Annotated in this window: 17 protein-coding genes and 1 pseudogene; 5 read left to right on the top strand and 13 right to left on the bottom strand. The window is 40.6% G+C overall.

The genetic code is table 11. The annotated features are described in order from the left end of the window. Positions 1-86: 86 nt before the first annotated feature. The 6 genes from ON073_RS17320 to ON073_RS17295 all read right to left on the bottom strand — a co-directional run bounded on the left by ON073_RS17320 (position 87) and on the right by ON073_RS17295 (position 8,210). A complete protein-coding gene (locus ON073_RS17320) occupies positions 87-386 on the bottom strand; it encodes a hypothetical protein (protein WP_274763133.1) in 300 nt (99 codons plus the stop codon). Continuing rightward, positions 367-2,394, bottom strand: a complete 2,028-nt coding sequence (locus ON073_RS17315; RefSeq protein WP_274763132.1) for a histidinol phosphatase — start codon at positions 2,392-2,394, stop codon at positions 367-369. Before ON073_RS17315 ends, ON073_RS17320 begins: the two co-directional genes overlap by 20 nt. Before the next feature lie 286 nt (positions 2,395-2,680). Then, positions 2,681-5,575: an aminomethyl-transferring glycine dehydrogenase gene (gene gcvP / locus ON073_RS17310; protein ID WP_274763131.1), complete on the bottom strand. Its 2,895-nt coding sequence runs from the start codon at positions 5,573-5,575 to the stop codon at positions 2,681-2,683. A 243-nt stretch (positions 5,576-5,818) separates the two neighbouring features. Then, on the bottom strand, positions 5,819-6,208 hold the full coding sequence (gene gcvH, locus ON073_RS17305) for a glycine cleavage system protein GcvH (RefSeq protein WP_010558681.1): 390 nt from the start codon (positions 6,206-6,208) through the stop codon (positions 5,819-5,821). 72 nt (positions 6,209-6,280) lie between these two features. Continuing rightward, positions 6,281-7,363: a glycine cleavage system aminomethyltransferase GcvT gene (gene gcvT / locus ON073_RS17300; protein ID WP_274763130.1), complete on the bottom strand. Its 1,083-nt coding sequence runs from the start codon at positions 7,361-7,363 to the stop codon at positions 6,281-6,283. Positions 7,364-7,613: 250 nt separating this feature from the next. Beyond that, the gene (locus tag ON073_RS17295) at positions 7,614-8,210 is read right to left on the bottom strand and encodes a hypothetical protein (RefSeq protein WP_274763129.1); all 597 of its coding nucleotides are present in this window, start codon (positions 8,208-8,210) and stop codon (positions 7,614-7,616) included. A gap of 141 nt (positions 8,211-8,351) precedes the next feature. Here ON073_RS17295 and ON073_RS17290 point away from each other — a divergent pair, with 141 nt between their 5' ends. Then, positions 8,352-9,194 carry a LysR family transcriptional regulator gene (locus tag ON073_RS17290; protein WP_040136537.1) on the top strand — a complete coding sequence of 281 codons (843 nt, stop codon included), beginning with the start codon at positions 8,352-8,354 and terminating at the stop codon, positions 9,192-9,194. Positions 9,195-9,310: 116 nt separating this feature from the next. Here ON073_RS17290 and ON073_RS17285 read toward each other — a convergent pair whose 3' ends face one another. Genes ON073_RS17285 through ON073_RS17270 form a run of 4 tightly spaced genes read right to left on the bottom strand, consistent with a single transcriptional unit; the run spans position 9,311 to position 12,470 of the window. Further along, entirely contained in the window at positions 9,311-10,102 is a 792-nt protein-coding gene (locus ON073_RS17285; RefSeq protein ID WP_274763128.1) for a class I SAM-dependent methyltransferase, read from the bottom strand. A gap of 33 nt (positions 10,103-10,135) precedes the next feature. Further along, positions 10,136-11,350, bottom strand: coding sequence for an NTP/NDP exchange transporter (locus ON073_RS17280; RefSeq protein ID WP_274763127.1), 1,215 nt, complete (start codon positions 11,348-11,350; stop codon positions 10,136-10,138). Continuing rightward, the gene (locus ON073_RS17275; RefSeq protein WP_274763126.1) at positions 11,316-11,468 is read right to left on the bottom strand and encodes a hypothetical protein; all 153 of its coding nucleotides are present in this window, start codon (positions 11,466-11,468) and stop codon (positions 11,316-11,318) included. The genes ON073_RS17280 and ON073_RS17275 overlap by 35 nt, the downstream gene beginning before the upstream one ends. 18 nt (positions 11,469-11,486) lie before the next feature. Further along, a complete protein-coding gene (locus ON073_RS17270) occupies positions 11,487-12,470 on the bottom strand; it encodes an SDR family oxidoreductase (RefSeq protein ID WP_274763125.1) in 984 nt (327 codons plus the stop codon). 243 nt (positions 12,471-12,713) lie between these two features. On the opposite strand from ON073_RS17270, the gene ON073_RS17265 reads away from it, so the two are divergent. The 3 genes from ON073_RS17265 to ON073_RS17255 all read left to right on the top strand — a co-directional run bounded on the left by ON073_RS17265 (position 12,714) and on the right by ON073_RS17255 (position 15,268). Then, positions 12,714-13,811, top strand: a complete 1,098-nt coding sequence (locus ON073_RS17265) for a sensor histidine kinase (RefSeq protein ID WP_274763124.1) — start codon at positions 12,714-12,716, stop codon at positions 13,809-13,811. Between the two features lie 2 nt (positions 13,812-13,813). After that, positions 13,814-14,536: a LytR/AlgR family response regulator transcription factor gene (locus ON073_RS17260; protein ID WP_274763123.1), complete on the top strand. Its 723-nt coding sequence runs from the start codon at positions 13,814-13,816 to the stop codon at positions 14,534-14,536. 114 nt (positions 14,537-14,650) lie between these two features. Further along, positions 14,651-15,268 (top strand): hypothetical protein, encoded by a 618-nt coding sequence (locus tag ON073_RS17255; RefSeq protein WP_274763122.1) that lies wholly within the window; start codon positions 14,651-14,653, stop codon positions 15,266-15,268. A gap of 100 nt (positions 15,269-15,368) precedes the next feature. On the opposite strand, the gene hmpA is transcribed toward ON073_RS17255, so the two are convergent. Genes hmpA through ON073_RS17240 form a run of 3 tightly spaced genes read right to left on the bottom strand, consistent with a single transcriptional unit; the run spans position 15,369 to position 18,135 of the window. After that, the gene (gene hmpA / locus ON073_RS17250) at positions 15,369-16,559 is read right to left on the bottom strand and encodes an NO-inducible flavohemoprotein (RefSeq protein ID WP_274763121.1); all 1,191 of its coding nucleotides are present in this window, start codon (positions 16,557-16,559) and stop codon (positions 15,369-15,371) included. A 56-nt stretch (positions 16,560-16,615) separates the two neighbouring features. After that, on the bottom strand, positions 16,616-17,833 hold the full coding sequence (locus ON073_RS17245) for an NnrS family protein (RefSeq protein WP_274763120.1): 1,218 nt from the start codon (positions 17,831-17,833) through the stop codon (positions 16,616-16,618). 8 nt (positions 17,834-17,841) lie between these two features. Then, a complete protein-coding gene (locus tag ON073_RS17240) occupies positions 17,842-18,135 on the bottom strand; it encodes a hypothetical protein (protein WP_274763119.1) in 294 nt (97 codons plus the stop codon). A gap of 182 nt (positions 18,136-18,317) precedes the next feature. On the opposite strand from ON073_RS17240, the pseudogene ON073_RS17235 reads away from it, so the two are divergent. Further along, positions 18,318-18,518: pseudogene (locus tag ON073_RS17235) on the top strand (nitric oxide reductase transcriptional regulator NorR); the annotation flags it as partial.

Here is an 18,518-nt window from a genome sequence, read left to right as displayed (position 1 = left end):
ACGACTCTGACCCCATTGATTGCTGACCCCATTGCTTGATTAGTTTGTTGTTTGTTCTTATCTTTGGTTATTTGTTCTTATTCATTTTACAAATCAACTTTATACTTTTCTAAAGCATCTTTATACAAACCATCCACTTCATCTTGAAAATTATCTTTTTCATCAATAAAAGCTTTAAATTTACTATAAATGTTTTCATAAATTATTTTCTGTGCTGGGTTCTTAATAGTTGACTCATCATAGGACTCCAGCTCAACGTCCTCATCTATACAGAAATCTAGCATTGAAGCGATATCTTCTTTTTTAATATCCTCTATGTTTTTCCAATCGTTACCATCCGAACTAAATTTAGGTATTCCGCTACTATCAACTTTTAATACTTTCATAACCTTCATTCCTTTTTGTATATGGCATTATGCCTGCTTCTAGTGAATCCAATTGAATGAGATAATTCTCAATGCTTTTTCCACTACTGGTGTGTAAATACTTATCTGTTGGTCTTCCTGAGTAAACTTCGTAAACTGGCTTTCCATCTAAAATAGTTTTCGACGTATAGATTAAATAATCAGGCTCGATTGAGCTCCCTACAGTGCTATTATGAGTTACAACCACAACTGGCATTTGCTTTGATAAATCTTTAATAATTGAGTTTACGCTATTAAATAAAAACCCATTATCAAAAGAAGACTCTGGTTCATCTATTAATAAAATATCAAAATCTTTTGCATCATGAAGCTTTTTCAAAAGTCTATATTCAGACCTTTCCCCTCCTGATACTGAAGCTCCGAACTTATTTAGTATGCGATACGATATTTTTGAGAAATATTTATATATTTCTGTATCTTCAACACCTGCTTCTTGTAATTTTTCTATGTAATTCATAGGTTTTTGGTAAACACAAAAGGCATCTTTTAAGCTCATTCTTCTTCTAAGTACCTGCCCTAATTCAGTCGCACTTTTAAACTCACCCCGCTCTGCAACCACCTTATATCCATATAATGGTTTCTCATCTATTTTCTTAGATGCTTTAATCAAACTGACTACATCACTAAACTTTCGAACTTTGACTCGATTTAAGGCTAAGTGCCTAAAATCAATTTCTGCTATGGGTGTTTGTGAGCTTTTTCTATTTAAGTCTTGTTTAACCTTTTCAACAATTTCGTTGGCAAACTGATGGATTTTTATTACTTTTTGCTCTTGTCTGAGCTTATTAACTAATTCTGCATGCAGTTTGATTAAAGAATCTCGAGAAAGGTGACTATTAATTAGATCCTTATATTCCAAATTATCTAAAAGCTTTTCTGTTGAACTAATCAACTCTTTTAGAACTTGGCTATCTTTTATTGTAAATAGAGGAGAAGAAAACAATGCAGCTTTTGAAAAAGCATCATTTCTTACTTGATTATTAGCATTATCTATCAATGAACTCAAATATCGCTCTATGTCTCCTTCATCTCTCCTAGAGTCCACAGTCAAAATATCATCCACAACTAATTTAAACGGGCTTAAGTACTTTTCGGTAACGTCACTTCTATTTTTACTAACGTGAGCGTCAAACTCTTTTCGGTCAGCTTCATCATCACTTTCTAGCAATTCAAATTGTCTTATATATTTAACATCATCTTCTTCAGAACTTGCACTAATAGAATTTAGAGTATATGACTTGCCGGATGACCTTTTACCTAATATCACGTTTAACCCTGTAGATATCTTAATTTGAGAATTAGGTATTTCTATGAATTTATTCCCTTCCTCTTTAGTCAAACTAACATAGTCTTTTTTTGTTAAACCGAGCTTAATACTTCTAAAACTGCAATCCCCAATATCTAAGTAAGTTTGCCTAGATTGAATTATTTTTAAATCATTCTTCATTCTAAGATCACTGAATAATACAGGCACGAGTGAGTTTTCGTTCTTATAAGTTTGAATAAACTTTTTGTGTGCTTGAACTTCACCCGCCTTGATATAGTCTGAAAGTCGATCTAAAACATATTTGTTAATTTTAGGTGACTTGTCGTAGTGCGGGATTAATATGTAAGTGTCCAGATCGGGAAAAATAGCTTTAAACTCATCTAACTTAACGTTAGGGTGAGGGTAAGTAACCAAATTAGTAATTTTTTGACATTTTGTTGCAAAATCTTCTACATTACAGGGGTCTGCAATAACTAATATATGCCCCCCTTCGAGATCTATTTCTATACCCGGCAAGACACAAATGTTTAAATCAGCTGAAATCTTTTTGTACTGACTCAAATCAAACAGGTTGTGATTAGTAATCGCAACACAATCTATTTGTTCTGATTCTACATATTCTTTCATCTGATCAAAAGAGAACTCAAAGTGAGGATCAGATTTTGTAGCTATAGTATGTACATGTAAGTCTATTTTTTTCATCTTAATTTCAATTCCTTTTATGGCTTAAGAGCGAAACTTTAGTTACTTCATCGGACAGGATTTTAATCTTCATGCCACTATCGTATCGAAGTGTATATTCTTGTGTGACTTTGTATTGGCTCAAAGTCCGTTATTTAAATTGACTTATAAGAAATAAGAGTGAGACCGCACTTATAAATACAACAAAAACTACAATTTTTAGTTTTCCAATCCTACCCCAATTCCCCAAACAAAAAAAGCAGCCATTAGGCTGCTTTTTATTACATTCTATAACTAAATCAGTTAATTACGCGTCATCACGATAGCTATCAACCGCTGGACAGCTACACACAAGATTACGGTCGCCGAACACGTCATCAATACGTGTTACTGTTGGCCAGAACTTGTCTTTTGCTACTGCTGGTACTGGGAATGCAGCGTAGAAGCGGTCATATGCACGCTCCCACTCGTTACCTAGTACGTCAGCTTGCGTGTGCGGTGCAAATACTAATGGGTTGTTTTCTACTGTCCACTCGCCTGATTCAACTTTTGCAATTTCCTTACGGATTGAGATCATTGCTTCGATGAAACGATCAATCTCTACTTTGCTTTCTGATTCAGTTGGCTCAATCATTAGCGTGCCCGCTACTGGGAACGACATAGTTGGTGCGTGGAAACCGTAGTCCATTAAGCGTTTTGCTACGTCCATTTCAGAAATGCCTGAGCTTTCTTTCAGTGGGCGTAAGTCAACAATACACTCGTGCGCAACGCGGTTGTTTTGGCCGCGGTATAAAATTGGGTAGTGCTCGCTTAGCTTTTCAGTTAGGTAGTTAGCATTCACAATCGCTGTTTCAGTTGCTTGCTTAAGGCCTTCAGAACCCATCATTGCAATGTATGCCCATGAAATAGGTAGAATTGCTGCTGAGCCGTAAGGTGCTGCTGATACTGCGCCGTTACCTTCTGTTGTACCCGGTACGTTAATAACGCTGTGGTTAGGCATAAATGGTGCAAGGTGCGATTTAACACCGATTGGACCAACACCTGGGCCACCGCCACCGTGTGGAATACAGAATGTTTTGTGAAGGTTAAGGTGCGACACGTCAGAACCGATAAAGCCTGGGCTAGTTACGCCAACCTGCGCGTTCATGTTCGCGCCGTCCATGTATACTTGGCCGCCGTGCTGATGAACGATGTCACAAATTTCCATGATTGTATCTTCAAATACACCGTGTGTAGACGGGTAAGTGATCATGATACAAGATAGGTTTTCTGAAACTTCTTCTGCTTTTGCTTTAAGGTCAGCAACGTCAACGTTACCTTGCTTATCACACTCAACAACCACAACTTTCATGCTTGCCATTTGCGCAGACGCAGGGTTAGTACCGTGCGCAGAGCTTGGGATTAAGCACACATTACGGTGACCTTCGCCACGTGACTCGTGGTATTTACGAATTGCGATAAGACCTGCGTATTCACCTTGTGCACCTGAGTTAGGCTGAAGTGATACTGCATCGTAACCTGTAATGTTTACTAACCAGTCGTGTAACTCGTTAATCATTACTTGGTAACCTTCTGCTTGGTCTAGCGGGCAGAATGGGTGAAGGTTTGCAAACTCAGGCCAAGTGATTGGGATCATCTCAGCTGTCGCGTTTAGTTTCATAGTACATGAACCAAGCGAGATCATTGAGTGGTTAAGCGCTAAGTCTTTGTTCTCTAGGCGCTTGATGTAACGCAGCATTTCAGTTTCGCTGTGGTAGCTGTTGAAATTAGGGTGCGTTAAGAATTCGTCGTCACGTACTAGGCTTGCTGGAATACCTGTGATGTTGTCAGCAGTTACTTGTGCATCAAGTGCTGCAACGTCAAGGCCATGGCCTGCGCCAAAGATGATGTCGAATAATTCAGCTACGTCTTCACGTGTTGTTGTTTCGTTCACAGAAACCGAGAACTCACCTGCGTGGTTAGTTGCAAAGTTAACTTCTGCTGCAAGTGCACGTGCAACGATTTCGTCTTTGTTGCTGGTTACTGTGATGGTGTCAAACCATGTGTCGTGCTTAAGCGTAACGCCTTTTGCTTTTAAGCCTGTTGCTAAAATGCTTGCAAAACGGTTAATGCGTGATGCAATTGTGCGTAAGCCTTCTGCACCGTGGTAAACCGCGTAGAACGCAGCCATGTTTGCAAGTAACACCTGCGCAGTACAAATGTTTGAATTCGCTTTTTCACGGCGGATGTGCTGCTCACGAGTTTGCATTGCCATACGTAGTGCATCGTTACCTAAACGGTCTTTAGAAACACCAATAATACGGCCTGGAAGTGAACGCTTGTACTTATCGCGTGTTGCGAAGAATGCCGCGTGAGGACCACCGTAACCCATAGGTACACCAAAACGCTGTGCAGAACCTAATACTACGTCTGCACCTAATTTACCTGGTGCTTTAAGTAGAATAAGTGACATGATGTCTGCTGCCACGCACGCGATTGCTTTTTTGTCTTGTACGTCAGCGATTAGGCCTTGTACGTCAACAACTTCACCGGTTGTGCTTGGGTATTGGAAAAGTGCACCGAAGATTTCGTGGTTTACTGCATCTGCTGCAGGGCCAACAACTACTTCAAAACCAAATTGTTCTGCACGTGTTGCTACAACGTCGATTGTTTGTGCGTGTACGTCTTCAGCAATAAAGAAAAGGTTTGCTTTTTTCGCTTTAGATACGCGCTTTGCAAGTGCCATTGCTTCTGCAGCAGCAGTTGCTTCGTCAAGTAATGACGCAGACGCAAGGTCAAGACCTGTTAAATCCATAGAAAGCGTTTGGAAGTTAAGCAGTGATTCTAAACGACCTTGTGCGATTTCTGGCTGGTATGGCGTGTACGCTGTGTACCAACCTGGGTTTTCTAACACGTTACGTAAAATTACGTTAGGTGTGTGCGTTGGGTGGTAGCCTTGACCTATGTAAGATTTAAAAATCTTATTTTTGCTTGCTACTGATTTTAAGTAGCTAAGCGTTTCAACTTCAGTGCGGCTTTCACCAATGCTAAGACCTTGCTCTAAACGAATACTTGCAGGCACGGTTTCGTTCATAAGCTCTTCAACACTTGATACGCCCAGCTCAGCTAGCATTGCTGAAATCTGGTTTGCGTCCGGACCGATATGGCGGCGGATAAAATCTTGCTTTTGCTCAAGTTGTTCAAGCGATTTTACGTTTGACATGTGTCTAACTTCCTATGGCATTTACATACACGACTAGCTAACAATACTGTGTGCTCAGTACGGTTAGGCAGCTTTTCATCAGCGCACTATAAATGAGCTAAATGATTGGCTTTACTAATCAAAAATTTAATAAATATTTAAAATTTTTATCTTTAAATAAAAGATTTAAATATTTACTGAGTGTAAAAACATGAAAAGCTCCAAAATTGGAGCTTTTCATACTACAAAAATCAATACGAAGAATTAGTCTTCATCGATCGAATTTTCGTAACCTTCTGCGTCTAGTAGGTTATCAAGTTCTGACTCGTCAGAAGCTTTGATTTTGAATAACCAACCGTCGCCGTAAGGGTCAGAGTTAACTGTCTCTGGAGAATCTTCAAGTTCTTCGTTGATTTCAACGATAGTACCTGAGATTGGTGCGTAAATATCAGACGCTGCTTTTACAGATTCTGCAACTGCACAGTCTTCACCTGCATCTACTTCGTCGTCTACGTCTGGTAGGTCAACGAAAACCATATCACCTAATAGCTCTTGTGCGTGCTCAGAGATACCTACTGAGTAAACACCGTTACCTTCAGCGCGAACCCATTCGTGTGAAGATGCATATTTTAAATCGGCAGGGATATTGCTCATTCTTATAAATCCTTCGGTTTAATTTTGTTATACCAAAATTGGTACTAAGGGGTATTAATACCCCATATCGATTTAGATTACTGATTTACCATTGCGTACAAAGCAAGGTTTTACAACTTTTACGTCAACGTGCTTTTTACGCATTTCAACTTGTGCAGTTTCGCCAGTTGAGCGTGGCACACGCGCAAGGGCAATACTGTGACCTAGTGTAGGTGAGAATGTACCAGAAGTAATCACACCTTCGCCACCGTCAACAATTACTTTAAGACCAGCGCGTAGTACGCCTTTTTCTTCAAGTACTAAACCAACTAGTTTGTCAGTACTTTGATCGATGCGCTGCTTAGCAACCACGTCACGACCAATAAAGTCACGATCTTCAGGTTCCCAAGCCAGTGTCCAAGCCATGTTCGCTGCAAGTGGTGATACCGTTTCGTCCATATCTTGGCCGTAAAGGTTCATACCTGCTTCTAAACGTAGCGTGTCACGTGCACCAAGGCCTGCTGGGCGTACACCTGCGTCTAAAAGTGCTTGCCATAACGCTTCTGCACCGTCGTTATGAACAACGATTTCATAACCGTCTTCACCAGTATAGCCAGTTGTTGCGATAAATAAATCACCCGCTTGCACACCAAAGAATGGTTTCATACCTTCAACAGCAGCTTGTTGATTTTCGTCAAGAATTGTTGCCGTTTTTGCTTTTGCATTCGGGCCTTGTACGGCAATCATTGCATACTCTGGGCGCTCAGTAACTTCTACTTTATAGTCAGCTGCAACTGCACCAATGTGTGCTAAGTCTTTTTCACGTGTTGCTGAGTTAACCACTAGGCGGTACTCAGTTTCAGTGAAGAAATAAATGATAAGGTCGTCAATTACACCGCCTTCGGCGTTAAGCATACCTGTGTATAACGCTTTACCAGCAACTTGTAGTTTTTCTACATCGTTTGCTACTAGTTTACGTAAGAAAGGTTTTGCATCTTCGCCTTTAACGTCAACGATTGTCATGTGTGACACGTCGAACATACCTGCGTCTTGACGAACAGCGTGGTGCTCTTCGATTTGTGAACCATAGTTGATTGGCATTTCCCAGCCGTGGAAATCAACCATTTTTGCACCCGCTTCAAGATGCTTGGCGTGTAATACAGTTTTTGAAGTCATAATATTCCTACACTTTCAAATCTACCCGCACAAGGTGCGGCGTGGCTTCAACAGGACAATTGTCCGGTTGAGGGAATAACATGGGCGGCGATTATACCGAAACAATATGGCTTTCGCACCCAGAAAAGTTATAAGTTTTACGCATTATGTAATTAATTTATTTCAATAATTTTTATTTATTAAATTGATTACAACGCTAAATATAAAATAGCGGTCAATCTAACCGCCATTAAGTTTGTTAAGCCTTTGCTTAAACTAGTAATTCTGCTTGCTCGCTAAAGCCTAGTGCATTAAATCGACTTTGCCATTTAACCAGTTCGTCGCTTTTTGCGACTAGCTCAAAGCCCTTGTGGCTTTCTAAATGGGTTGCCGTTAAAAACACATTACCCGCTTGGCGCGCGTATCTTTGTTGCTCACCGGTTAAAATAATACCTGCGGTTAGTGAAAATTCGCTTAACAGAGTTTTAAACGCATTATCTCCGCGTATTGCTAATATGCGTAAGTCATTACGGGTGATCACATCAATATCGTGCGACTCTTCCCCTTCACTTAACGCAGCAACTAAAGCCGGTGCAATATCGTTATCAACAAAAATACGAAATGCCAGTTCAGTAAAGTAGTAAAGCTCAAGCGCAATCTCATTACCATTTACTTTTGCTGTGCAACGAAGCCCCATTCCCGGCACAGTTAAATGGCGTACATCACTGGAAATAAGTGTTTGTAAATACGGTAACGCAGCGCTGCCCGTCACATCAATAATGGTGCGGTCGTTCATTTGCGCAAATTCGTTTGCGCCCGTGTATGCATTTTGATGGCTACCAAATAGGTGAGGCACTTGTATTGTCATGCCCAATCTCCAGTGAAAATTAACAATCAAAATTATGTTAGGCCACCTTGCAACAATCAAATTGTATTTTTTTATAAATTGATAAATAATACTAATCATTAAACAAAAATAAATTTCAAAATGTAATGTGTGGAGTGCTTTATGAAAAATATCCCAACCGATAGCTTGCGCACCTTAATCACAGTGGTTGAGGTTGGCGGTTTTGCCAAAGCCGGTGAATTGCTTGGTTTATCGCAACCTGCAGTAAGTTTGCAGATTAAGCGTTTAGAAGAATTATTAGGTAATAAGCTGTTTAAAAAGCAAGGCCAGCGCCAAGTACTTAACCAGCATGGGGAGATTTTACTGCCGCTAGCAAAGCAGTTGCTTCAAGTAAACGACACCATTTTGCAAACATTTAGCTCTGAAGTATTAGCAGGTAAAGTTCGTTTGGGTATTCCAAGTGAATTTGCTGCAACGGTGTTGCCTGCCATTATTGGTGATTTTGTAAGCCTCTACCCTGATGTTGCCCTAGAGGTAAAGTCAGAGCTCAGTAAAAAGCTACGCCACAGCGATAACCGCGAACAATACGATTTAATATTGGCACTACTGGAAGGCCCTGAGCAGTCTAAATACCCTATTTTTATGGATGATGAACTAGTTTGGGTCGGTGATGTAAATAACATTAATACCGAAGTGGTTAACCTGATTGCTGCAGAAGAAGGCTGTATTTATCGCCGCCGCGCCATTGAAGCACTGGAAAAAGCAGGATTAAAATGGCGTATTGTGTACACCAACGCCGACCTTGCTGGCATTAGCGCCGCATTAAAAGAAAACCTAGGCATTACGGTACTTGCCAAACACACGGTACCAAACGACTTAAACTGGGCAAAATCCACCAGCCAACTGCCTGAGCTTGGTGAAGTAGGCATTAGCTTAATAAAACAAAGCGAAGAATCGCACGCGGTTGATAAACTCGCTGAGTTTATTCAATTACGATTAAAGTAACGGCTAGTTACTTTAATCGAATAAGTACTCACCTTATAAAAGTAATGCTGATGTACGGCATTACTTTTGTATATGCACTTTTAATAACCACTATTAAATAAACACTCTTGCCAACGCTAATGTTGCCCTTCTTTACCAAACTTTAAAATAAAGCGACTGGTTTTACCTCGAATATCTTTCGCGAATACCGATTGTTCCAAATCATCGTTTGGGTTTTGCAAATAAAAGGCTTCTTCTTTTAAAACAAATCCCAGTGATTGCAGCTGATACTTCACTATATTTTCGTCAATTCTGTGTAAGTTATTAGCAGCTTCATAACCAGAACCCGCCTCGGCATGATGATCAATAATGATCAGCACGCCTTCTGGTTTAAGTAAGCGTTTTATATGGCTAAAAGCCTGTCGATAATCCACAACCTTATCGCGCATAATTTGCCGTTCACCATTGCGATTTCGATGGGTGAAAAATAAGTCGTGATAGTTAATGCCCATAAACGCAATATCAATGCTCGACGAAGACAGCGGAATCTCTTTTATTGCGACTTGGTCAAAGCGCATAATATTTTTCAGCGTTTGGCGCTTAGAGCGCGCCAACATCTCTTTTTTGCCAAAGCGCCAAGTAAGTCTATCGTTATGGGCATAGACTTTTCCTTGCTCGCCCACAGCACGGGAAAAAAGTTCACTGTACCAACCGCCACCAGCGTAGATATCAAGTATGGTCTGCCCGCTGGCAACGCCTGCAAAACGCATTATTTGGGCTGGCTTTCTATTTGCATCGTGCTGTTTATCAACATCTGAGCGATTAGGCTCTGTTAATAGTGTTTGTAATCGAGAGAGTGAGAGCGGTTCATAAGCTATACATGAAAAGCTCACACAAACCATCATCAGCATAAGGTATTTAACGTGCATCTTTTCTCCTTAAAAGTTTTTGATTCATGCTTTTTAGGCATTGGAGCGGCTTGCTGCTAATGGCGCTAATTCAGCATTCTCTGTTTTCGATAAATGCTGTCTTGCATACCCTCTTCCGAGCAAAAAACCACACAGTGCCCAAAGTGATGCGATACTCGCCCCCACCAGTGAAACTGCAAATAATCCAAGTCCTAAGCCCTCAGTTAACCCCGCGAATAACATGCCACTTACGGCATCGCCGCCACGATAAACGGCTACATCAATTACCGGTTTTGCTTTAAAGCGTTCATCTACCGTTACTTGAGTAAACAGCATTTCTCTTGCAGGGCGAGTAAGTGAGTAGTTACCTGCACGGCGTACAATTTGAATCACCAAAATCACCATCACGCTTGGCGCAAAAGCCAAAATCAATAAACCAGCCATCAACAAAAGTGGCACTAACGCCAAAGACAGCCCGAGCCCTGCCTTTTTAACTAATCGCCCAGAGACAAAAAATGCCATAACAAAGGTCAACACATTCACAAACCAATCAATGCTTGCCAATATTTGTGTGCGCTCTGCCCGCGGAAAAGGTGCCAGTAATTGTTTTTGTTCAAAGTAAATAAATGAGCCTATAAATACATAGAGCAAAATAAATGCGGCAATGCCTAACAGTTTTGGATTTGAAACTAGTGATTTAAACCCGCTTGCCCAGCCTTGTGCCAATGATGACGTTGTTGCATCAAAACTATGCTGCGTGTTGTGTAGTTGCGTATGCTTTAAGTGGTAAATATATAAGGTGAGAGGAACCACCAGCATTAAGGCCGATGCGGCGATTAACATAAGCTGCCCTTCATCTAACACACTGCCAAACAGTGATGGAATAGACGGGCCAATAATCGCCCCGGCACTTGCGCCAGCTGCGATTATGGGAAATAAACGCGTGCTTTGTTTTTGATTAAAGGTGTCGGACATAAAGCTCCAAAACACCGAAATATGAAATAAGCTAAATGCGCTCACCCAAACATAAAAGGCCTTTTCAATCAAAACGGCGGAGGAAAACAGCGGCATTAACAAATAAAACGCGATAAAACTGCCTGCAAATAAGCTATAAACGGTTGGCACTATATACTTAAACTTGAGCTTATCAATCGCAAAGCCATAAATAGAGACAATCACTAAGCTAATTACAAACTGCATATTCCATAAAAAACTCACCTCGCTGTCGCTCCAATCACTGGCAAGGGCGTCTCGCACTGGGCGCAGCACAAAATACCATAAACGCCATAATAAATGCCGCGAGTGTGGCGCTTAACTCGTTCGATTTAACCTGCGACAAGGTGTTTAATAAACCTGAAAGACTCAATTTACGTGTTTGGTTGGTCATGCTATCACTCCTTACACGCTACTGATTTGCTTTGTCGATTTCGTGCGACAGCCACGCCAACATCTGTTTTTTATCAAACGTAAACGCATGTGAGGCATTAAGCTCTGCTACTTTTTTGAGCGTGTTTTTAATTGGCATCATGGCCTCTTGCTCGCTGGGTACTACTAGGTAACGCATATGCGGTGTTTCATCGAATAAGGCTTTCACAACCGCATTAGCTACATCATCGGGCGCTTTAAATTTGCTGCGATCAGGTTGTGTAAAGTTGGCAAATTTTTGGTATTCCTCAGCGTAAAGCGAATTCGTTGTATCACTGCCTTGTTGTTTCAGGCGTTTATGCAGGTTTTTCATAATATTGGAATTGTAATTTCCAGGCGCAATAACACTGACTTTCACATCAAACTTACGCATTTCTGATGACAATGCCTCACTAAACGCTTCGATGGCATGCTTTGTCATGCTGTAAGGGCCAAACATGGTGCTCGACATCAATCCTGAAATTGAACCAATATTGGCAATTCGCCCTTTGTTTTCGATAATTAATGGCGCAAACGCCTTGGTGATTCGATAAGGCCCCATAACATTTACGTTGTCTTGAAAATCAATATCGCGCTCGGGGATTTCAATTAATGGGCCAAACACAGCAACCCCTGCATTATTAACAAGGCCATGGAGCTTTTTGCCCGATGCTTTAACGGTGTTTACTGCAGCATCGATATCTGACTGAATGGTTACATCTAACCGTATTGCTTGCACATTTGTAAGTTGGTTCAATGCATCAATGTCTTTTTGCTTGCGTGCGCCAGCAAATACAAAGTGCCCTTGGCGTGCTAACGTTTCAGTGATTGTTCGGCCAATACCTGAACTTGCACCAGTAACCAAAATGGCTTTTTGGGTTTGCACTGTTGCAGCTTTTGCATGTGATGCTTCAAGGGCGGCTTGTCTGTCATCAGCAAACGCGATGTGTGTGGTTAAAATAAAAAGGGTGATGAGTAAACGCATAATAATGTCCTGCTATTAAAAGTAAGACTCAGTGTTATGGGTTTTCTTGCGCGTGTGTATTTACTCGACCAACCACTTAGAGTTAGCGATTAAATTGGTGATATGGGCGTTTTGATAAAAAACGATAAAAAAAGCTGCTTTCGTCGACAGTAACGATGCGTTTGTCTACACACTAGCCCTTTGATTTGTTATTGAGATATAGTGAAAGCGATACCCCAGTAAATTCAGAGCTGCCAAACTAAGATGTTGAATGAACTAAATAAAGCAAACAATTCCATAACAGCGCTTAACAGCACACGCGTTTGGCTTTTAGCGCTTTGGTTATTGGTGTTTTTACTGAATATGGGGCCGCACTGGGAAAACTACGCATCATTTAAAGAAATAATAGAGACCATTGGCAGCATAGTGTTTGTGCAAGCCATTGTTGCATTTGTCACCTTAAAGTTTTTAGTGCCCAAACTGCTTGATAAAGACCAAATGCCTCTTTTTATCGCCACGTTATTGGGTGTACTTTTACTTGGTGCGTACTGGGTGATTGCAGTTCGCTATTTTTATATTGAACCGAGTTACCCAGAGACCTATCAAAATTTACCGTATGTCACGCAGGACCAAGGTATTCAGTACCGTTTATTTAGCTTTTGGGCATTTAAATACATTGTCTTTTCAAAAATGCCGCAACTGTTTTTCCCAACGGCGGTATTAATGGCAAGGCAGTTTTACAAAAAACAAAGCTATATTTTGGAATTAAAAGAGCAGAAGAACTTAGCCGAATTAGCCGCTTTAAAAAACCAACTAAACCCGCATTTTATTTTCAATACGCTAAATAATTTGTATTTACTGGCACTGAAAAAGTCCGACCAAACTCCGCTGGTAATCGAAAAGCTGGCTGATATTTTAGATTACGTAGTTTATCGCTGTAACGAGCGCTATGTGTCGCTTAATAGTGAGATTACACTTATTCAAAATTACCTTGATTTAGAGTGCATTCGTAAGTCAGACACGCTCAAAGTGAGCTTTTCTAGCGAGATAAATTATCCCCACACCATCGCCCCTTTGCTGTTATTAAACTTGGTGGAAAACGCCTGTAAACACAGCACCAGTAATGAACTTAATACCGCGTTTGTAGACATTGTGTTAACTTCAAATCGTGATGCAATCACCTTTGAGGTTAAAAACTCAATCCCAGAGCACAGTGAAGCCAATAAAGATTCGCCCAGTGTGGGACTAACCAATATGACCAAGCAATTGGAAATGCTCTACCCTAACGCATTTTCACTGACCATTGATCATACCCCAAATAGCTATTTGGCTACCCTTACACTTAACAAGGAAGCAAAGTAAATATGGCAATTCAAACTCAACAAACACGCTATCGCTGCATCATTGTGGATGATGAAGCGCTTGGCCGCGAACTGATTGAAATGCACTTGGCGCAGTTTGCTGAATTTGAAATCGTTGCCAGCTGCAGCAGCGCCATTGAAGCACATCAATTATTGCAAAACCAAAGCGTTGATTTATTGTTTTTAGACATTGAAATGCCGGTATTAAAAGGCACCGATTTTTATCAAAATCTTGCCCATAAGCCCTATGTGATTTTTACTACCGCGTATCGCGACTATGCTATAGAAGGCTTTGAGTTAGATGCTGTGGATTACCTATTAAAACCCATTGTATTTTCACGCTTTTTTAAAGCCATCGAAAAGTTTAAGCAGCGCATAACTAACATACATCACGCTGAACCAAATGTGCCAACGCAACAAGCGCCAAATGGGATGTTTGTGCGTGAAAACCGTAAGCAAGTACGCATTGTGTTTGAAAACGTTTTATATGTAGAAGGCTTAAAAGATTATATAAAAATCTTCCTGCGTGATGGCAGTCATATTATCAAAAGCAGTATGAGCGCGTTTGAAAGCCAATTGCCCACTAACTTTGCCCGTGTACACCGCTCGTTTATTGTGAATTTAGACCACATCAGCGCTTATGCACATCAGTATTTAGAGCTAGGTGAGATTGAAATTCCAATAGGCGAGCAATACCGTGAACAGTTAAAAAGCAAACTAGGTTAAAGGCGTAGCTACTTTTACTTATCAAGTATTCTCACTTGATCCCAATACACCAAGGTGTGTATGTTAAAAATAACGACATGTGAAACTCAACTCAAATATTTGCAAGGATCAGACATGGCAAAAACGGACACCGCAGCTATTAAAAATAGTATTATCAAAATCGTATTTGAGTCTTCACTCATCATTTTTAGTGTGCTTTTAGCATTATTCTTAAACGAATATCGTGGGCAATTGAAAGCTGAAGAAGAAAAAAATCGCGCATTGCAAATGATTGAAGTTGAACTCAGCACAAATTTAAAAACATTAAGCAACTGGACTCCATATCATAAGCAACTTATTGGAGAGTTTGATAATGCCATCACACAACTTGAAGACACTCCTGCAGAAACTGATCCACGCAGCTATATATTGGGGTTAATGCCAAAAGGCTTAATGCAAGACTTTATAAGTCGAACCGCATGGGAATCTTTGCAACAGGCGAGCAGCGATGTTTCTCTTGACATTGAAACCACATTTTTAATTTCAAAAGTATATAAATTACAACAAATGGGCGTTGAGAAAACCTTAATGCAATTTATTGAGGTAATGAACTCACGCGAAAGTATGCGCGCTGAAAATTTAAAAGAAACACTGTATTTACTGAAAAGCACCTTGCAAGAATTACATGCGCAAGAAGTAGACCTCGCATATAATTATCAAAACACGCTAGCGAAACTAGATAAGATAGACTGAATTAGTAAACTTATTCTGTATAAAGGCTATTTTATATTTAAATAGCCTTTCTTTACCGTCAATCAAGCTGGTTAAACACTGTAATTTCTAGGTTCGTTTCTTATAGCTCCGCATGCGGGCCAAATACTTCGTAGTGAATACGCTCAGCCGCTACACCCATATCTAACAATTGATTTTTCACAAATCGCATAAACGCAACAGGCCCACAGAGATAAAAATTACCTAGGCTAAATGGTAAGTTCACCTTATCTAAGTTCATTAAACCACTAAAGCTATTAGCTGAATTATCCGTCTGCATCTCCTGCGATTCATACCAAGTGTACGTTTGCCAGTTATTTAACGTGGCAAGCTCATTGGTACGCTGTTTAAATGAGTGCTGTTTATTTGTGCTGCAGGCATGTAGATAAAATACATCTTCGTTGTAATTTACTGCCGATAAATACTCAAACATTGACTGCATTGGCGTAACACCCACCCCTGCTGAAATAAGTACTACCGGTGATTGCTTATCTTGAAAGAAAAAATCACCAGCTGGGGCAAACACATTAAGGGTATCGCCACAGTTAATTTCATCATGTAAGTAGTTTGAAACAAGACCGTCTGGTTCGCCTTTTTCGCGTTTTACCGAAATACGGTAGTTTTGCCCATTAGGCTTGTTTGATAACGAATATTGACGAATTTCGGTAAAGTCGTAATTACTTGGTGAGACTGAAATACCTAAATATTGCCCTGGCGCATAACCAATCACATCATTGCCGTCTTGTGGGGTAAGGACAAAGCTTGTAACCAGTTCAGATTCTTTGATTTTTTCACTTACTACGAATGGGCGACTATCGCGCCAACCACCTTGGCTTTTTGCACGGCTTTCATAAAGCTCACCTTCGCGTTGAATAAACACAGACGCTAAAAAGTCATATGCGGCAGTCCACGCTTCTTCAACTTCAGCGGTAAATAACTCACCCGTTAATTCCCTTAGAGTTTCGGTTAGGTGATGACCTACTATTTGGTACATTTCGGGTTGAATATTAAAGCTTGTGTGCTTATGAGCGATGCGCTCAACCGCACTTTTTAGTGCGCCTACATTATCAATATGCTGCGCATACGCTGCGATAGCTTCAAATAAAGCAGCCTTTTGCCTACCCGACGCTTGATTGCTCATATTAAAGATATGTTTAAGTTCAGGCTGATGAAAAAACAACCTTTCATAAAAGTGGGCTGTTAGCGCAGGCCCTGTCTCAGAAAGTAATGGCACTAAACTTTTAATAATATCAATATGACGTTGTTGTAACATGTAATACCTCGTGTGTTGCAACGTGTTGTTAGAAATAAGAAATAAATAATTAGGAATTAACGAAAACTATCTTGGCGAGGAGCGATTAATATTGGGCAATACACCCAAACAAAAATTGCAAACGCGATAATCCAGCCAACCGCACTCACTTGCCATGCCAAATGGGCAAGCCCTATTGCAGGTAGTAATGCGCGTGTAACGGCTACAAGAAAAAGCAGTAAAAAAGCTTTACCCATAATCACTTTGGGTATTAATACTCGCCCTGTATGGCCAAGCGAAACGCGACTCATCATAGATAAAATCATCAGCCCCATAGCGCCTACAGTGATCACATGGAGCCCAGAACTAAAAGGAATAAGCGGCGTAAAATAGCTCGTACCAAGTAAAATAAGGCCAAGACCAAGTGCGCCATACGCTAAATGTAATGACCATAAAAGAGAGATACCGAGCGTTTTATTACTTTGCCAAAAACCCAGCTTTGCAAGGTGCAAGCAGCCTGCTGCTATCATTAAATACGCAGGCGATAACGGCAGGGAAATATAGAAATGGCTAAAAAATACTAAAGTGCCGAGTAAGGAAACAACCAATAACAGCGTATCAAGCAAAGGCGGATGCGACACTTCTTTAAGCTTGGCACCGTTACGTGTGAAAAACGGAATAACACGCCCACCCACAATGCCCATTAAAATGCCAAACATCAGCACCATAGTGCGGCCAATATGCAGTGCCTGTGCGGTATCTATGGTGAGTTCGCTTACCAGTAGCACCATTTCAAGTAGCGCCATCACCGTAAATAAAGGGATAAATAAGTAGTTACGACGGTTTTTAGCAAGCAAAACTATGTAGGCATACACAGCGATAATGCATATCCACCAAATACTTTGCAGTACGGTAGCTAAAATGACACTTGCCGTTGAATTAACAAAAAACAGCGCGCGTATAATGAGCCAAAGGCCAACCAAAGCAATCAGGGGTGCCCCCTGTATACTTGGCCTGCCAGTCCATGTTTGCACCGCAGTTAATACAAAGCCTGTTGCAATGGTGGCACCAAAGCCAAATAACATTTCGTGTAAATGCCATACCGTTGGGGTTAAGCCTGTTGGATTTAACTGCCACCACGCATTTAAGAAGCCTAGCCACATTATCATGGCTAAAATTGATGCGATTGCCCCTAAAATAAAGCTTGAGCGAAATGCCAATTGAAAAAAGGCATGTTCTGAAAATGCGCCAACGGCTTCGCTATCTTGCGCGTGTGGTTCTTGAATATTTAACATCGAACCACCTACACACGTTGGCCTAAGCCATGCTGCCCAATACAGCGCACAACATAGCCAATCTTAAAAAATGCAGGAAACACCATAGTACCGATATGAGCGGCAATTTGCTGAGACATTGAAAAATACTCAGCAAATGGGTAACTGATTAGCAAACAACTAATAAACAAACTAACAGGAACTAACATTAACCAATTACCCACTTGCTTAGTAAAACCAAACACATTTTTTTTGTTTTTATTTGGTAGCGTTAGCGCACGCTCGTGATTGATAAAAGCAGTCTCATTAACAACTTGCTGCATAATTAAGCCTTAATTTCATTTAAATTCAGCTTGATATAGCAGCAACAATGCCAAAATTAATTTATCAATATTAATCAGATGGTTAATTAAAATAAGCGCCGTTAAACACCAACAAACAAGTCAATTTGACACACCGCGGAAACAAGTCATAATGACACGGGTGTGTTTTTAGGTGATTTTGTATGGCAATTAACTCTTTAACCTTAGTGGAATTTGCAAAAGCGCAAGTGACCAGTCTCGATAATCAAGACCGATTTGAACAACTGTTACAAACGCTTGCGACGGTGATTGAGTGCGAGGCCATTGCACTATTGGCTATGCGTGGCGAGGTATTAAAGCCACTGGCGATTAAAGGGCTTACACCCGACACACTCGGCAGGCGT

Source organism: Pseudoalteromonas sp. G4, assembly GCF_028875915.1.
In the GTDB taxonomy this organism is placed as follows: domain Bacteria; phylum Pseudomonadota; class Gammaproteobacteria; order Enterobacterales; family Alteromonadaceae; genus Pseudoalteromonas.
The sequence above is the reverse complement of the archived record's forward strand: the minus strand, read 5'-3'. Positions and strand labels throughout refer to the sequence as shown.

What these genes read in the sequence shown, in the direction of transcription:
- ON073_RS17320 (WP_274763133.1), bottom strand. Translation starts at nt 386, where the DNA reads ATGAAAGTATTAAAAGTTGATAGTAGCGGAATACCTAAATTTAGTTCG.
- ON073_RS17315 (WP_274763132.1), bottom strand. Translation starts at nt 2,394, where the DNA reads ATGAAAAAAATAGACTTACATGTACATACTATAGCTACAAAATCTGAT.
- gcvP (WP_274763131.1), bottom strand. Translation starts at nt 5,575, where the DNA reads ATGTCAAACGTAAAATCGCTTGAACAACTTGAGCAAAAGCAAGATTTT.
- gcvH (WP_010558681.1), bottom strand. Translation starts at nt 6,208, where the DNA reads ATGAGCAATATCCCTGCCGATTTAAAATATGCATCTTCACACGAATGG.
- gcvT (WP_274763130.1), bottom strand. Translation starts at nt 7,363, where the DNA reads ATGACTTCAAAAACTGTATTACACGCCAAGCATCTTGAAGCGGGTGCA.
- ON073_RS17295 (WP_274763129.1), bottom strand. Translation starts at nt 8,210, where the DNA reads ATGACAATACAAGTGCCTCACCTATTTGGTAGCCATCAAAATGCATAC.
- ON073_RS17290 (WP_040136537.1), top strand. Translation starts at nt 8,352, where the DNA reads ATGAAAAATATCCCAACCGATAGCTTGCGCACCTTAATCACAGTGGTT.
- ON073_RS17285 (WP_274763128.1), bottom strand. Translation starts at nt 10,102, where the DNA reads ATGCACGTTAAATACCTTATGCTGATGATGGTTTGTGTGAGCTTTTCA.
- ON073_RS17275 (WP_274763126.1), bottom strand. Translation starts at nt 11,468, where the DNA reads ATGACCAACCAAACACGTAAATTGAGTCTTTCAGGTTTATTAAACACC.
- ON073_RS17270 (WP_274763125.1), bottom strand. Translation starts at nt 12,470, where the DNA reads ATGCGTTTACTCATCACCCTTTTTATTTTAACCACACACATCGCGTTT.
- ON073_RS17265 (WP_274763124.1), top strand. Translation starts at nt 12,714, where the DNA reads ATGTTGAATGAACTAAATAAAGCAAACAATTCCATAACAGCGCTTAAC.
- ON073_RS17260 (WP_274763123.1), top strand. Translation starts at nt 13,814, where the DNA reads ATGGCAATTCAAACTCAACAAACACGCTATCGCTGCATCATTGTGGAT.
- ON073_RS17255 (WP_274763122.1), top strand. Translation starts at nt 14,651, where the DNA reads ATGGCAAAAACGGACACCGCAGCTATTAAAAATAGTATTATCAAAATC.
- hmpA (WP_274763121.1), bottom strand. Translation starts at nt 16,559, where the DNA reads ATGTTACAACAACGTCATATTGATATTATTAAAAGTTTAGTGCCATTA.
- ON073_RS17245 (WP_274763120.1), bottom strand. Translation starts at nt 17,833, where the DNA reads ATGTTAAATATTCAAGAACCACACGCGCAAGATAGCGAAGCCGTTGGC.
- ON073_RS17240 (WP_274763119.1), bottom strand. Translation starts at nt 18,135, where the DNA reads ATGCAGCAAGTTGTTAATGAGACTGCTTTTATCAATCACGAGCGTGCG.